This is a genomic window from Zoogloea sp., assembly GCF_017302315.1.
In the GTDB taxonomy this organism is placed as follows: domain Bacteria; phylum Pseudomonadota; class Gammaproteobacteria; order Burkholderiales; family Rhodocyclaceae; genus Zoogloea.
This window is the reverse complement of record NZ_JAFLDT010000007.1, coordinates 67085-81954: the sequence shown is the minus strand read 5'-3', so window position 1 is coordinate 81954 and position 14870 is coordinate 67085. Positions and strand designations below refer to the sequence as shown.

Here is a 14870-nt window from a genome sequence, read left to right as displayed (position 1 = left end):
CAAGTACTCGGATAGAGCAGGGCGTCATCCGCCCATGGCGAGGGTCAGGGTGAAGGTGGAGCCTCGGCCGGGTTCCGACTCGATGCCGATGTCGCCACCATGGGCACGGGCAACCCCCCGGGCGATGGCCAGCCCCAAGCCGGTTCCATCGGATCGGGTAGTAAAGAACGGCTCAAATAGCCTTGACTGAAGAGCAGGTTCAATCCCCCGCCCGTCATCGGCAACCCGGAAACGGGCCTGCATGCCATCCTGCTCGGCACGAAAGCAAATGGAGCCTCCCGCATCCAGGGCCTGGACCGCGTTCTCCAGCAAGTTGGTCAGGGCACCTGCAATCGCCTTGCGGTCACCCACGACACGGGTGGCGCCGCAGGTGCACGTGGCATCGAAGCGCAACCCCCGGGCTCTGGCCACAGGCTCCAGGGTCTGGGCCAGCTCGGCCACGAGATCACAGATGGCAAAAGGCTCCCGCCCGAGCGTCTCTCCACGGGCAAACAGCAACATGTCGCGGATGAGCTTCTCCAGGTGGCGCAGGCGCTCCAGGGCACGACTGCCCACACGCTCCTTGTCCGCAGGCCCCATGTCCTGCTGAACCAGGGTCGCCGTGTACAGGAGTGCGGCCGACAGGGGGGTGCGTAGCTGATGCGCCAGGCCGGCAACCATCTCGCCCATTGCCGCCAGACGCTCGTTGCGCTCGGCGGCAAGGCGCATGCGATGGGCATCGGTCACATCCGTAAGCAACACGATGCGCCCCTCCCCGGACTCCAGAGGGGCATCGACCCGAGTGACGCGTCGCGTTTCACCACCCAGTTCAAGCTGCCACTCGCCGGGTGTCTCTGTCTCAGTCAACCGGCCTGCGCAAAAATCCGTCCAGTGGATCCCCGCCAGGACGACACCAAACATGCTCTCCACCGCCTTGTTGGCCTGGACAACCCGGGCATCCCGATCCAGCACCACCACACCTGCCGGCAAGGCACCCATCAGCACGCTCAAACGCTCGGTCAGCTGACCAACCTGGGTCTGCAGCCCCGCATAGGCGCCGGTCAGCGCCTCCGATGCGAGGCTGAACTGGCGAAAGGCATCGGCCAGTTGGCGGGCATCAAGGCGGTCTTCAGCAGCAGGGTCGGTCATGGGACGACAGAGACGAAATTCACCGGTTCGCAGCTTAGGCCCGCCAACACCCCGGCAAGGCGGCAAATAGGCGGCAAAAAGCGCTGCTAATCCCCCCGTAGAACGGCAATCCGGCACGCCAGAATGCGAACATCCGAAATAGGGGGAATGTTTCCATGGCAGCAGAAGAGGCCGCCGCTCCGGTACCGCCCGCCTCACCCTTTGCACAGGTGCAGGAGAACATCCGCAACCTGTCCCAGCGCCAGAAGCTCGCTGCCGGCGCTGCGCTGGCGTTCGGCATTGCCCTGATCGTCGGCGTACTGTTGTGGAGCCGCCAACCGGACTATTCCGTCCTGTTCTCCAACCTCGCAGAGAAGGATGGCGGCGCCGTCGTTGCCAGCCTCCAGCAACAGAACATTCCCTACAAGTTCTCCGAAAACGGCAACGCCATCCTGGTGCCCGCCACCCAGGTCCACGACCTGCGCCTGCGCTTGGCCGCCCAGGGCATCCCCAAGGGCGGCCTGGTGGGCTTCGAGCTGATGGAGACCCAGAAGCTCGGCCTGTCCCAGTTCCATGAGCAGGTGAACTACCAGCGCGCCCTGGAAGGCGAGCTGTCCCGCACGATCTCGTCCATTGCCAGCGTCGCCGGCGCGCGGGTGCATCTTGCGATTCCCAAGCAAACGGCCTTCCTGCGCGACGAGCAGAAGCCCACCGCCTCGGTGATGGTGAACCTGCACACCGGCCGCAGCCTGGACCAGGCCCAGATCGCCGGTATCGTTCATCTGATCTCGTCAAGCGTGCCCAACCTGTCCAATGACAATGTGAGCGTCATCGACCAGGACGGCAGCCTCCTCACCAAGAAGCCCGACCCCCTGCGCACCTCCCTCGACGCCACCCAGATCAAGTACACCCGCGAGCTCGAGGAAGGCTACATCGGGCGCATCAACGCCATCCTCACGCCGCTTTTCGGCAAGGGCAATTTCCGCGCCCAGGTGTCCGCCGACGTGGACTTCAACCAGACCGAACAGACCGCCGAAACCTATCGCCCCAACCCCTCTCCCGAGCAGGCCATCCGCAGCCAGCAAAGCAACGAGAGCCAGACCCGCGATCAGGGCCCGCAAGGGGTTCCCGGCGCCCTCAGCAACCAGCCGCCCGTGCCTGCCACGGCGCCCGTAACCACCCCTGCCGTGCCGGGCACTGCCGGTGCCGACGGGCAACTACCGCTCACCACCAGCAAGAGTGCGACCATCAACTACGAGGTGGACAAGACCATCCAGCACACGCGCAAGGCCCTCGGCCAGATCAAGCGCCTGTCGGTGGCCGTGGCCATCAACCACAAGGAAGAGAAGGACAAGAACGGCAACATCAAGACCGTCCCGTTGACCGACGACGAGCGCAAGCAGGTTGAAGACCTCGTCCGCGAGGCGGTCGGCTACAGCAAGGACAGAGGGGACACCATCAACGTCGCGAGCAGCGCCTTCGTGGTCTCCGACAAGGACAGCTTTGAAACCCCGATCTGGAAGGATCCGGACAACATCGCCCTGTTCAAGGAACTCATCAAGTATCTGGTCATCGCCGGCGTGATCGCGTTCGTCGCCTTCGGGGTGATCCGGCCGCTGATGAAGCAAGTCATGCCGCCTCCGCCCGAGGAGAAGGAAGAAGACGACGCCGCCGCGGCCGGCCGGGCCGACGGGGAAGAAGGCGAAGAAGGCGAAGAAGGCACGGACGAGGAAGGCGCCGAGGTGGCCCTGTCGCCGGAAGCTGCCGCCCGCCTGGCCTACGACGAGAAACTCGCCAAGGTGCACGAGATCGCCAAGAACAACCCGCGCGTGGTCGCCAACCTGATCAAGGAATGGATGGGAAGCAATGAACAGCAACGATGAGGGCCAGGAGAAGGGCGCCCTGCTGTTGATGACCTTGGGGGCCGATGAAGCGGCCGAGGTGCTGAAGCAACTCGGCCCGAAGGAGGTCCAGAAGCTTGGCGCAGCCATGGCCAGCATGGCGTCCCAACCACGCGAGAAGGTCGAAATCGTTCTCGACGAATTGATCGCCTTCGCCGACAAGGGTACGCCCATCGAGGCCGACCACGAACACATCAAGGCCATGCTGACCAAGGCCCTCGGTGACGAGCGGGCCACCCACCTGATCAGCCGCGTGCTGCAGGGCTCCGACACCGCCGGGATCGAAAGCCTGAAGTGGATGGATGCACCGACCGCCGCCGACATGATCAAGAACGAGCACCCCCAGATCATCGCCACCATCCTGGTCCATCTGGAGTTCGATCAAGCCGGGGAAATCCTCAAGCACTTCACCGACCGCCTGCGCAACGATGTGCTGCTTCGCATTGCCACCCTGGACGGCGTACAGCCGGTCGCCCTGCGCGAACTCAACGAAGCGCTCACGCGCATGCTGGCCGGTGCGTCCACCGTCAAGAAGACTGCCATGGGTGGCGTGCGCCATGCCGCAGACATTCTCAACTTCGTCGGTTCGGCTGCGGAGACAGCCATCCTCGACAACGTGCGTGAGTACGATCCGGATCTGGCCCAGAAGATCCTCGACGAGATGTTCGTGTTCGAGAATCTCATGGAACTGGACGACCGGGGCATCCAGACCCTGCTGCGGGAGGTCCAGAGCGATTCCCTGGTCATCGCCCTCAAGGGTGCGCCACCCGAGATGCGCGAAAAAATCTTCAAGAACATGTCCCAGCGCGCCGCCGAAATGCTGCGGGAAGACCTCGAATCCCGCGGCCCCGTGCGACTATCGGAAGTGGAAGCCGAACAGAAGGAGATCCTCAAGACAGCCCGTCGGCTGGCCGAGGAAGGCCAGATCGCTCTGTCCAGCGGTGGCGGCGACGATGCCTTCGTTTAAGGACGCACCATCATCATGTCCATGAACCGCCATCAGGCTGTCGGCGCCTACCAGCGTTGGGATCTACCGTCCTTCGATGCGCCCGCCCCGGCTGTCGCCCCACCGGAGATCGAGGACGAGGCGGCAGCAAACACCCTGACAGAGGTCGCTGATACTGTCGAGCCCGAGCCGCCCGCCCCCATCATCCCCCCCGACCCTGAACCGGAAATCCATCTGCCAACGGCCGCAGACATCGAACGCATCCACGAGGAAGCTCGCAAGGACGGCTATGCTGCCGGCTACGAGGAAGGCACAGCCCGTGGTCGCATCGAAGCCATGCAGTTCCACGGGCTGGTTGAAAGCCTGGAAGCGTCCCTGACCCAGCTCGACCAGGAAGTCGCAGACGAGATCCTCGCCCTGACCACCGAACTGGCCCGCCAGATGGTCCGCCACACCCTGGCGCTCCGACCCGAGGCAGTCGTGGATCTGATCCGCGAAGCCCTTCTGCAACTCCCCCAGGCCCATGCCCTGATCCACATCAACCCCGACGACCTGTCGATGGCAAAGGACTATCTCGGCGAACACCTCGCCCATGCGGGCCATCGCCTGATCGAAGATGCCACCATCACCCGCGGGGGGGTCCGCATCGAAGCGGCCGGCAGCCAGATTGACGCCACCGTACAAACCCGCTGGCGTCGTGTCATGGACAACCTGAGCCGCAGCATTCCGTGGGATGGGGAAGCCCCCTGATGGAACACGGCACGGAAACCTGGAAGGCCTTTCTGGCCGATGGGCGCAAGCTTGTCGGCGCCACCCCGCCTTACCAGGTATCCGGCCGCCTGACCCGCATCAACGGCCTGGTCATGGAAGCCTCGGGGCTCAAACTGCCCCTCGGCTCGGGCTGCCGCATCGTCATCCCCGGCGGCAGTTCCGTGGAAGCCGAGGTGGTCGGCTTCCACGGAGAGAAGATCTTCCTGATGCCGACCGATGACGTGTTCGGACTCGCCCCCGGCGCCCAGGTCCTTCCCGTCGAGCCGACACAACCGCAACTCATCGCCGGCGAGCGCATCGAGCCACGTCGCAGGGCATCAGACCGTGCCAAGCACCTGCCCATGGGAGACGAATTGCTCGGTCGGGTTGTGGACGGTGCCGGGCGCCCCCTCGACGGCCTCGGCCCCCTGGCCGTGCGCCACTCCCGCCCCCTTCAGGCACGGCCCATCAACCCGCTCCAGCGCGCCCCCATCAGCCAGTCCCTGGATGTGGGCATCCGCGCCATCAATGCCCTCCTCACCGTGGGCCGCGGTCAGCGAATGGGCCTGTTCGCCGGTTCCGGCGTGGGCAAATCGGTACTCATCGGCATGATGGCGCGCTACACCGCCGCCGACGTGATCGTGGTCGGCCTGATCGGCGAACGGGGTCGCGAAGTGAAGGAGTTCATCGAACACAACCTCGGCCCCGAGGGGCTCGCCCGCTCGGCAGTCATTGCGGCCCCGGCCGACTGCAGCCCCCTGATGCGTCTTCAGGGGGCCTCCTATGCCACCACCGTCGCCGAGTACTTCCGCGACCAGGGCAAGCAGGTACTGCTGATCATGGACTCTCTTACCCGCTACGCCATGGCCCAACGGGAGATCGCCCTGGCCATCGGCGAACCCCCGGTTACCCGCGGCTATCCGCCATCGGTGTTTGCACGCCTGCCGGCATTGGTCGAACGAGCCGGCAACGGACCGGAAGGCGGCGGCTCCATCACTGCCTTCTACACCGTACTTGCCGAAGGTGATGACCAGCAGGATCCGATTGCAGACTCGGCTCGCGCAATCCTCGATGGTCACATCGTGCTGTCACGCAACCTCGCCGACCAGGGGCACTACCCCGCCATCGATATTGAACAGTCCATCTCCCGGGCCATGCACAACCTGGTCAAGAGCCAGCACTTCGACATGGTGCGGCGCTTCAAGCAACTGTTCTCGCGCTACCAACGCTCCCGCGATCTGATCGCGGTAGGCGCCTATCACGCCGGATCCGACCCGGTCCTCGATCAGGCGGTAGCCATGTACCCCCGCCTCGAAGCCTTCCTGCAGCAACGCATCGAGGAAAGCGAGGCCTATGAAACCGCCGTGGAGAAACTGCATATGTTGTTTGGCGCCTCCCCATGAGGTCGCCCCGGGGCCAGCAAGGGCGTCAAACCCTGCCCCTAAAGATTTCCGCCCCCTGTCCGTAAAAGCCGAGAGTAACTGAAGATGACAGAGCAGTTCCCGCTGCAGCCCTTGCTGGATCTGGCCAACAACCGCATGGACGATGCGGCCCGCCGGCTTGGCGAGCTTATCGCCAGTGATCGGGCCGTCGAGGAGAAGCTTGCCCTCCTTGTCGAGTATCGACAGGAATATCAGGCCCGATTTGTCGAAGCCGCCCGTAATGGCATCGGCCCCGACGCGTGGCGCAACTACAGCGCCTTCCTCGCCAAGCTCGACGAGGCCATTGCCCACCAGCAGAGCGTGGTTTCGGAATCGAAACGTCGCGTCGAGCAGGGCCAGCAGGACTGGGTTGATCAGCGCAACAAAGTCAAGGCCTTTGATACCTTGTCGCACCGGCACCAGACCCAACAGGCCCGCAAGGAAGCCAAGCAGGAACAGAGACTCACCGATGAACATGCTGCCAAACAGTTCCGGGATCGTACCGGAGAAGAATGAAGCGGGCTCTGTCCGCCACTGGCACGTGGCTTGCTGATAGGGATCCGTCAGCATCCTCATCAGGAACAACACCATGTCCGGACCGGCCTTGACCCCTATCGCCAACATCGCCCCCACGGCACCTCCAAAAGGCACCGAGGCATCGAATCAGGATGTCGCCGCCCAGTCCGAACCGGACAAGGCGGGCACGGGCTTCGCGTCCGAGCTGAAGCGCCAGATGAAGGATGCCTCACCCGCGGACGAGGAGCGCGGCGCCAAGAGCGACACCGAAGCCGATGCGGCAGCCCGCGCCGAGGCTGCCGCACAATCCCAGCCGTCCCTCCAGCCCGAGCTCGCCGCACTACTGAACGGACTCATTCCCACCGCGACACTCCCGGCGATGGGCATCCCTACGGACGCCGAGCCAGCCGCGCCCGGCAGCGACGACGCCCCATTGTTGTCCAACAAGCTTGCCGACGACCGGCCCGGCAATGGCCTCTTCACCACGCACATCTCGCCGGCCCCTGAAGCCATCGCGTGGACGGCAAGCGGCAACGCCACGTTGCAAACGGCAGACGGCGCCGCCAACAGGCCGGCAAATTCTGCCGCCTCCCAGAACACAGGTCAGGACATCTCCCTGCACGGCGCCCCTGTCGCGCCTGCGGACGTCTCCCTGAGGGCTGCTGATGCGACCGTCGCAGCCCCCCCCACCAACAGCTTCGCGGCAATCCACGCGGCGGCCCTGGCCAATCTACAGAGCGCAGCACCACCGCCAACCCCATCCCCCCTGCCCATGCACGTGGCAACGCCTGCCGGCAGCCCCGGCTGGCCGGAAGAGGTTGGCGACCGGGTGAGCTGGATGGTCGGACAGACCGAGAGCCATGCAGAGCTCACGCTCACGCCACCCCAACTCGGCAAGGTGGAGGTTTCCATCACCGTCAGCGGCGACCAGACCAGCGCCCAGTTTTTGGCGGCGACGCCCGCCGCCCGCGAACTGATCGAGCAAAGCCTCCCGCGTCTTCGTGAAATCCTCGAACAGAGCGGCATCAGCCTGGGGCAGACAGATGTGGGCACCTCCGGGCAACCGGGGAATCCGGAACGCAGCCCGCGCAGCGGCAACTGGCGGGACAGCGGCAACGCAGACGAAGGACTTGCAGGAAGCGCCGTGCCGACCCAATGGGCCAGACGCGGCGAAGGTTTGGTAGACACGTTTGCCTGAAGCGGCACAAATGGCGGGCCCAGATGCCCCTATTCGACGCTTGCCGGGCAGCCGTGGTGGATAACAATGGATGCAGATAAGGAGTGATCCAGCATGTCGAAAGCACCAGCCAAGGCGGAAGCCGCCGAAGGCGAAGCCCCTGCCAAGGGTGGCAAGAAAAAATTGATCATCATCATCGTGGCGGTTCTCGTGCTGGCCATTGCCGGCGCAGGTGCCTTCATGATGATGGGCAAGAAGAAACACGCAGAGGGCGAAGAAGCCGAGGAAGAGGCAGTGTCCCACGAGCCCCCCAAGGTCAAGGTGGACCCTTCCAAGCCGCCGATCTTCGTGCAATTGGAGCAATTCACGGTCAACCTGGCGCCGGAAGAGGGGGAGCACTTCCTCCAATCCACGATGGTGCTTCGGGTCGCCGACGCCAAGGTGGGAGACTCCCTGAAGCTCTACATGCCTGAATTGAAGCACCGCATCATCATGCTGCTGTCCTCCAAGAAGCCCTCCGATCTGGTCAGCTCCGAAGGCCGGGAGGAGCTCGCCGACGAAATCAAGGAAGAGGCCAACGATGTGCTCGGCTACGCGCCGAACCCGAAAAAGAAGAGTAAACGCAACCGCCCGGAAGACGATGGGCCGGTGCTTGCCGTGTTGTTCAACCAGTTCATCGTGCAGTAACGGGGTATCTCGTCATGGCCCAGGACTTTCTCTCCCAGGAAGAGGTGGATGCCCTGCTCAAGGGCGTCACCGGGGAGAGTGACGACACAGAGCATGCGGAAGAGAACACGAGCGGGGTCCGGGACTACAACCTGGCGACCCAGGAGCGCATCGTGCGTGGGCGCATGCCCACCATGGAGCTCATCAATGAGCGCTTCGCCCGCTACCTGCGCATCGGCATGTTCAACTACATGCACCGTAACGTCGAAGTCTCGGTCGGCCCCATCAAGGTCCAGAAGTTCAGCGAGTTCGTGCGCAATCTGGTGGTTCCCACCAACCTGAACCTGTTCATTTCCAAACCCCTTCGTGGTACCGGGCTCGTCGTCCTCGACCCTAACCTGGTGTTTCTGGTGGTGGACAACCTTTTCGGCGGGGACGGCCGCTTCCATACGCGGGTGGAAGGCCGTGACTTCACCCCGACAGAGCAACGCATCATCCAGGGCCTGCTGAAGGTCACCTTCGACGAATATGCCAAAGCCTGGGCGCCCGTGCAGAAACTCGAATTCGAGTACGTGCGCTCGGAAATGAACCCCCAGTTTGCCAACATCGCCACGCCCAGCGAGATCGTCGTGGCAGCGTCCTTCACCCTCGAATTCGGTGGGTCCCAGGCAGAGATGCACTTCTGCTTCCCGTATTCGATGCTTGAACCCATTCGCGAGACGCTCTACTCGACCATGCAGAGCGATCACATCACCCAAGACAATCGCTGGGTGAATATGATGGGGAAACAGCTACAGACGGCAGAGGTCACCCTGGTGGCACGTCTGGGCACCGCCAATGTCACCCTGCGGGATATCGTCCACATGAAGCCGGGTGACGTGATTCCCCTCAACATCCCCGATACCGTGCAGGCGGAAGTGGACGGCATACCGTTCATGGAGTGCCGCTACGGCATCCAGCGCGGCCAATACGCCCTCAAGGTGGAACGCTTCCTCGCCCAGGAAGAAGAAGCCACGACCAAGGGCTAGGAGCACACCATGTCAGAAACCGACACCCCCGACGAAAACCAGATCAGCGACGACGATTGGGCTGCGGCCATGCAGGAGCAGGCTGCGGCGGAGGGCCTCACCGATCCGGCCGAGCCTGCCGAGGACGATGGATCCCCCTACCAGGCCAAGCCCGCCAGCCAGCTCTTCCCGGATTTTGGCCAGACGGGAGCCAAGGGCGGATCAATCAACGATTACGACATGATCCTGGATATCCCGGTGCAACTCACCGTGGAGCTGGGACGCACCAAGATCGCCATCCGCAACCTGCTGCAGCTGGCCCATGGATCGGTAGTGGAACTGGACGGGCTGGCGGGCGAGCCAATGGATGTACTGGTCAACGGCACCCTGATCGCGCAAGGCGAAGTGGTCGTGGTGAACGACAAGTTCGGCATCCGCCTGACCGACATCATCACGCCGGCAGAACGCATCCGGAAACTCCGTAACTAAGCCGCCCTGCGAGCGGCATCACGGGGAAACCGGGCGCCCCGCAGGCCGGGCCAGCACCGAGCGTATCGGCCGCCGGTCCGGCGCATTGGCCCGATGCAGCAGCCAGCGCTCCCCGAGTATCTGCAGCGCCCGCTGGCGCTTGGCCTCATAGGCACTGCCAGAGGACAACTCCGGAACGTTCTTCTCCGACGCGCCAGCCACCGGCTGGATGTCACGATGCCACAGCAGCATGATCACACCTCCTGAACCCGACACTCCCTTTGATTGATAGCACATCAGGCAGTTCGCCGGCAAAGGCGCAAAGCACAAAAATATGCCTGTTTTACATGCCTAATCAAGCCATGCCAGGCCACGCTTGGGGAATAAGCTAAGCGCCAGACTCCCCTACACGCCCGCCCGCCATGCCCTCTCCGCTTCATGCTGCCGGCCTGCTGCTTCTGACCGGCCCCGCGATCTCCGCGGACGGCAGCACTCTTGATGCCACGGGAAGCGTGATCCAGATGCTGCTGGGCCTGGGCCTGGTGATCGGCCTGCTTTACGCGACACTGCACATCCTGCGGCGTATCGGAGGCGGCAACACGCAGGCCGGAGCCGTGCTGAAGATCCTTGGTGCTGCAGCCGTCGGGCCGCGGGAGAGAGTCGTACTGGTGGAAGTGGCGGACAGGATATTGGTGCTCGGCGTCGCGCCCGGGCGGGTGAATACCCTGCACACCCTCGACGCGGGGGAGATCCCTCGAGATCCCGATGGAGGCCACCCCCTTTCCGGCGGCAAGGACTTCCAGACCTGGCTCAAGCAGACCCTCGAACGCCGTTCCAGATGAAACACCTCCCGCTCATGTTCCGGCGCTGTGCCCCGCTGCTCCTGCTGTTGCCCCTGCCCGTCCTTGCCCAGGCCATGCCCGCACTCACCAGCACGCCTGCTGGCGGCGGTGGCACCCAGTACAGCCTGTCCATCCAGACCCTGCTGCTGCTCACCTCCCTGAGCTTCCTGCCCGCAGTCGTACTGATGATGACGAGCTTCACCCGGATCATCATCGTCATGTCCCTGCTGCGCCACGCCATGGGCACCCAGACTTCGCCACCCAATCAGGTGATGATCGGCCTGTCCCTGTTCCTTACCTTCTTCATCATGTCCCCGGTGATTGACAAGGTCTACACCGAAGCCTGGCAACCCTTGTCGGAGAATCGCATCACCTTCAACGAAGCCCTTGATCGTGCCACCGTCCCGGTCAAGACCTTCATGCTCAAGCAAGTGCGGGAACCCGACCTCAACCTGTTCTCCAAACTGGCCAAGACCCCTCGGGTGGACAAAGCCGAAGACCTGCCGATGCGGGTGGTGATCCCGGCCTTCGTCACCTCCGAACTGAAGACGGCATTCCAGATCGGCTTCATCGTCTTCATTCCCTTTCTGATCATCGACATGGTCGTCGCCTCGGTGCTGATGTCCATGGGCATGATGATGATGAGCCCGGCCATCGTTGCCCTGCCCTTCAAGATCATGCTCTTTGTGCTGGTGGACGGCTGGAATCTGCTGATCGCCTCCCTTGTGCAGAGTTTCGGATAGGAGAGCCCCCGTGACCCCCACGACCGTCATCGACCTGGGCCGCCAGGCCCTGGAACTCACCCTGCTGATCTCGGCCCCCCTTTTCATTGCGGCCCTTGCCACCGGCCTCATCATCTCGATCTTTCAGGCCGCAACCCAGATCAACGAACAGACCCTGTCCTTCGTACCCAAACTGATCGCCACCTTCATCACCCTGGTGCTGGCCGGGCCGTGGATGATCACGATGATGACCGACTTCATCCGGCGCCTGTTCGAGAACATCCCGGCGATGATCGGCTGAGGCCGCGGCCCATGCTGACCGTCACCGCGGCCCAGCTCGATGCCTGGCTGGCCGCCTTCGCTTTTCCCCTGGCACGGGTATTGGGTCTGGTCGGTGCCGGCCCCGTGTTTGGCAACAACTCCCTGCCCCGGCGCGTCAAACTGGTAGTCGGACTGGCCGTTGGAGTCGGCCTCGCCCCTGCCTTTCCCCCAGTCCCGGCGGTTCCCCTCGACTCCTGGGCCGGTCTGCTGATCCTCTTCGAGCAAACGCTGATCGGTATCGCGATGGGTCTGGCGATGCGCGTGGCCTTTGCCGCCCTGGACCTGATGGGCGAACTCATCAGCCTGCAGATGGGCCTCTCCTTTGCCACCTTCTTCGACCCCCTGGCGGGCGGGCAGACGGCGGTGGTGGCGGAATTTCTGACCCTTCTCGCCACCCTCGTCTTCCTGTCGCTCAATGGCCACCTGCTGATGCTGGACACCCTGGCCAGAAGTTTCGAGTGGTTCCCGATCGGCAGCACCAACCTGAACAAGGAGGGATGGATGGTACTGGTCCGCTCCGGCGCGATGATCTTCGCAGCAGGGCTGCTGATGGCACTTCCGGTGGTCACCGCCCTGCTCATCACCAACATCGCCCTGGGCATCCTGACCCGCGCCGCGCCCCAACTGAACCTCTTCGCCATCGGCTTCCCCATCACCCTGACCGTCGGTTTTGGTGTCCTGCTACTCGCCCTGGGGCACCTGGCCCCCTTGCTGCAGCGATTCTATGACATGGGCTTCGACACGATGGCCACCCTCTTGCGCACCCTCGGTCAGAGCGTGGGAGTGCGTCCCTGATGTCACCGCTTGTCGTGGCGTTGCTCGTCAGCGCAACCCTCATGGCTTTCGGCCTTCTCTGGACGAGGCTGGTCTCGGCGCGCCGGCTGGCCAGCCGCCTGGCCGATGCCCTGGAGGACGAGCGGGCACACCGCAGGGAGGCCGAACACGCCCTGGATGCAGCCCATGAGCGCTTCTCCGAAGTCTTCCGCTTCCTGCCTGATCTGGTGACCCTGAGCAGCCTCGAAGACGGGCGACTCATCGACATGAACTTGAACTGGAGCGCCACCCTCGGCTACGACCACGAAGCGTGCGTCGGCCAGCACGGCCAGGCATTCGGCATGTGGTCCAGGGCTGAGGATGAAGATGCCATACTCGAAAGTCTGCGCGCGGGCAGATCTGTTCACAACATGCCGATCTCCCTGCGCCGGTGGGACGGAAGCATCATTGAAACCCTTGCCCGAGCTTGCCTGCTGGAGATCGGGACACGGGCCTGCGTACTTACCGTGTTTCGCGACATCAGCGAGCAGTTGCGGCTCGAACGGGCCGAACGGGCCGCCACGGAGTCACAGCGGATCTCCGAGGCCATCTTTTCCGCGGCCTTTCATTGCAGCCCCGACTACATCACCATCAGCCGACTTGCCGACGGCACCCTGCTTGAGCTCAACCAAGCCTTTGTCCAGCTGGTGGGCTGGTCGCGGGAGGAAGCCATCGGTACCCGCTCTGTGGACCTGGGTCTGTGGCCCATTCCCGAAGAACGCGCCTCCGTGGTCGAACGGGTCAACAGGGACGGGGCCGTGCGCAACTTTCCCTGCACCATCGGCACCCGCGACGGCTCGCGGCGCCACTGCCTGCTCAACGCCTCCAGCATCGTGATCGAACAACAAACCTGCCTGGTCGCGATTGTTCGGGATGTTTCCGAGCAGAAGGCCGCCGACGATGCCCTTCAGGAGAGCCAGGCAAAATTCTCCCGGATCTTCGCCTCTGCACCGGTCGCCATGTCTGTCACCCGGCTTGCCGACCGCACTCATGTGGACGCCAACCCGGCCTGGGAGAACCTCTTCGGTCTCCAACGCCAGGCTGTCCTGACCCGCAGCACCGGCGAGCTTGGCTTCTGGGTGGACACGGAGGTCTACGACGATCTCTACGCGCGCATCGCCCGTGATGAAGTCGTTGATCAACGCGAGGTACGCATTCGTCCTCGCGGTCGCGACGAGATCGCCACCTGCCTGGTATCCGGCTGCCGCCTGCGTATTCATGGGGAAGACTGCGGCCTGTGGTCGCTCGTGGACATCTCCGAGCTAAGGCGCATTCAGGGCCACATTGAAGAACTCAACGAAGGCCTGGAGCGGCGGGTTGCCGATCGCACCGCCGAATTGGAGGCTACCCTGGCCACCCTGAGTCAGGCTCGGAACGAACTGGTACGCCGTGAAAAACTGGCCGCCCTCGGGTCCCTCGTCGCGGGCATCGCCCATGAACTCAACACCCCCATCGGCAATAGTGTGATGGTCGCCACCACCCTATCCAGCCGCACGGAGGCGATGGCGCAGGAGTTCGCATCCGGCGAATTGCGCAGGAGAAGCTTCGAGACCTACGTGAACGACGCCCGGGAAGCTGGAGACTTGCTCATGCGCAGCCTCCTGCGCGCCCAGGAACTGGTCCGCAGTTTCAAACAGGTTGCGGTCGATCAAAGCAGCGAAAAGCGCCGCCCCTTTGAACTCGGCGAAATGCTTCACGAAATCGCCGTCACCCTCGGGCCCATGCTGAAGGCTTCCCATTGCACCCTCGACATAGCCCCCGCGGACACCTTGCGCATGGACAGCTATCCGGGCGCGCTCGGCCAGATCCTCACCAACCTGATCGGCAATGCACTGATCCATGCCTTTCCAGACCACGTGGGGGGGCGCATCGTGGTGACCACCCAGGCCCAGGCCGACAGTGTCAGCATCCGCATTGCCGACAACGGCATCGGCATTGATGAGAGCAGCCTGCAGCGAATATTCGACCCGTTTTTCACCACCCGCCTCGGCAAGGGAGGCAGCGGGCTCGGACTCTACATCGTTTACAACCTCGTCACCTGCACCCTGGGCGGACAAATCCAGGTGGGGAGCACCCCGGGCTCCGGCACCTGCTTCACCCTGACGCTGCCGTGCATCGCTCCTGCCGACGCCCCCCAGGACAATGCCATGGCGATACCCACAGCCAGAAGGCCTTGGTTAAACTTCGAGGATGCCGGGCCGATAATCTGAGTT

General features: G+C 63.6%; 16 protein-coding genes. 14 read left to right on the top strand and 2 right to left on the bottom strand.

What is annotated here, in order from left to right; genetic code table 11:
- Positions 1 to 24: 24 nt before the first annotated feature.
- Positions 25 to 1128: an ATP-binding protein gene (locus J0L98_RS04220; RefSeq protein WP_296410288.1), complete on the bottom strand. Its 1104-nt coding sequence runs from the start codon at positions 1126 to 1128 to the stop codon at positions 25 to 27.
- Between the two features lie 155 nt (positions 1129 to 1283).
- Here J0L98_RS04220 and fliF point away from each other — a divergent pair, with 155 nt between their 5' ends.
- From fliF to fliN, 9 genes are all read left to right on the top strand, one after another.
- Positions 1284 to 2990, top strand: a complete 1707-nt coding sequence (fliF, locus tag J0L98_RS04215) for a flagellar basal-body MS-ring/collar protein FliF (protein WP_296410287.1) — start codon at positions 1284 to 1286, stop codon at positions 2988 to 2990.
- The gene (gene fliG / locus J0L98_RS04210; RefSeq protein ID WP_296410286.1) at positions 2974 to 3975 is read left to right on the top strand and encodes a flagellar motor switch protein FliG; all 1002 of its coding nucleotides are present in this window, start codon (positions 2974 to 2976) and stop codon (positions 3973 to 3975) included. Before fliF ends, fliG begins: the two co-directional genes overlap by 17 nt.
- A 15-nt stretch (positions 3976 to 3990) precedes the next feature.
- Positions 3991 to 4704 carry a flagellar assembly protein FliH gene (locus J0L98_RS04205; protein WP_296410285.1) on the top strand — a complete coding sequence of 238 codons (714 nt, stop codon included), beginning with the start codon at positions 3991 to 3993 and terminating at the stop codon, positions 4702 to 4704.
- On the top strand, positions 4704 to 6107 hold the full coding sequence (gene fliI / locus J0L98_RS04200) for a flagellar protein export ATPase FliI (protein ID WP_296410284.1): 1404 nt from the start codon (positions 4704 to 4706) through the stop codon (positions 6105 to 6107). Before J0L98_RS04205 ends, fliI begins: the two co-directional genes overlap by 1 nt.
- Positions 6108 to 6191: 84 nt before the next feature.
- Positions 6192 to 6641: a flagellar export protein FliJ gene (gene fliJ, locus J0L98_RS04195; protein ID WP_296405710.1), complete on the top strand. Its 450-nt coding sequence runs from the start codon at positions 6192 to 6194 to the stop codon at positions 6639 to 6641.
- Positions 6642 to 6714: 73 nt separating this feature from the next.
- On the top strand, positions 6715 to 7839 hold the full coding sequence (locus tag J0L98_RS04190; RefSeq protein ID WP_296410283.1) for a flagellar hook-length control protein FliK: 1125 nt from the start codon (positions 6715 to 6717) through the stop codon (positions 7837 to 7839).
- A gap of 93 nt (positions 7840 to 7932) precedes the next feature.
- Entirely contained in the window at positions 7933 to 8505 is a 573-nt protein-coding gene (locus tag J0L98_RS04185; RefSeq protein ID WP_296410282.1) for a flagellar basal body-associated FliL family protein, read from the top strand.
- Positions 8506 to 8519: 14 nt separating this feature from the next.
- Positions 8520 to 9512, top strand: a complete 993-nt coding sequence (fliM, locus tag J0L98_RS04180) for a flagellar motor switch protein FliM (protein ID WP_296410281.1) — start codon at positions 8520 to 8522, stop codon at positions 9510 to 9512.
- Between the two features lie 9 nt (positions 9513 to 9521).
- Entirely contained in the window at positions 9522 to 9980 is a 459-nt protein-coding gene (gene fliN, locus J0L98_RS04175; RefSeq protein WP_296405717.1) for a flagellar motor switch protein FliN, read from the top strand.
- Between the two features lie 18 nt (positions 9981 to 9998).
- Here fliN and J0L98_RS04170 read toward each other — a convergent pair whose 3' ends face one another.
- On the bottom strand, positions 9999 to 10211 hold the full coding sequence (locus J0L98_RS04170) for a hypothetical protein (RefSeq protein WP_296410280.1): 213 nt from the start codon (positions 10209 to 10211) through the stop codon (positions 9999 to 10001).
- Between the two features lie 170 nt (positions 10212 to 10381).
- Between J0L98_RS04170 and fliO the strand changes: the two genes are divergently transcribed.
- Genes fliO through J0L98_RS04145 form a run of 5 tightly spaced genes read left to right on the top strand, consistent with a single transcriptional unit; the run spans position 10382 to position 14867 of the window.
- Positions 10382 to 10801, top strand: a complete 420-nt coding sequence (gene fliO, locus J0L98_RS04165; RefSeq protein WP_296410279.1) for a flagellar biosynthetic protein FliO — start codon at positions 10382 to 10384, stop codon at positions 10799 to 10801.
- Positions 10802 to 10815: 14 nt separating this feature from the next.
- A complete protein-coding gene (fliP, locus tag J0L98_RS04160; RefSeq protein ID WP_296406137.1) occupies positions 10816 to 11544 on the top strand; it encodes a flagellar type III secretion system pore protein FliP in 729 nt (242 codons plus the stop codon).
- A 10-nt stretch (positions 11545 to 11554) separates the two neighbouring features.
- On the top strand, positions 11555 to 11824 hold the full coding sequence (fliQ, locus tag J0L98_RS04155; protein ID WP_296405725.1) for a flagellar biosynthesis protein FliQ: 270 nt from the start codon (positions 11555 to 11557) through the stop codon (positions 11822 to 11824).
- An 11-nt stretch (positions 11825 to 11835) separates the two neighbouring features.
- On the top strand, positions 11836 to 12639 hold the full coding sequence (gene fliR / locus J0L98_RS04150; RefSeq protein ID WP_296410278.1) for a flagellar biosynthetic protein FliR: 804 nt from the start codon (positions 11836 to 11838) through the stop codon (positions 12637 to 12639).
- Entirely contained in the window at positions 12639 to 14867 is a 2229-nt protein-coding gene (locus tag J0L98_RS04145; protein WP_296410277.1) for a PAS domain S-box protein, read from the top strand. The genes fliR and J0L98_RS04145 overlap by 1 nt, the downstream gene beginning before the upstream one ends.
- Positions 14868 to 14870: the final 3 nt, after the last annotated feature.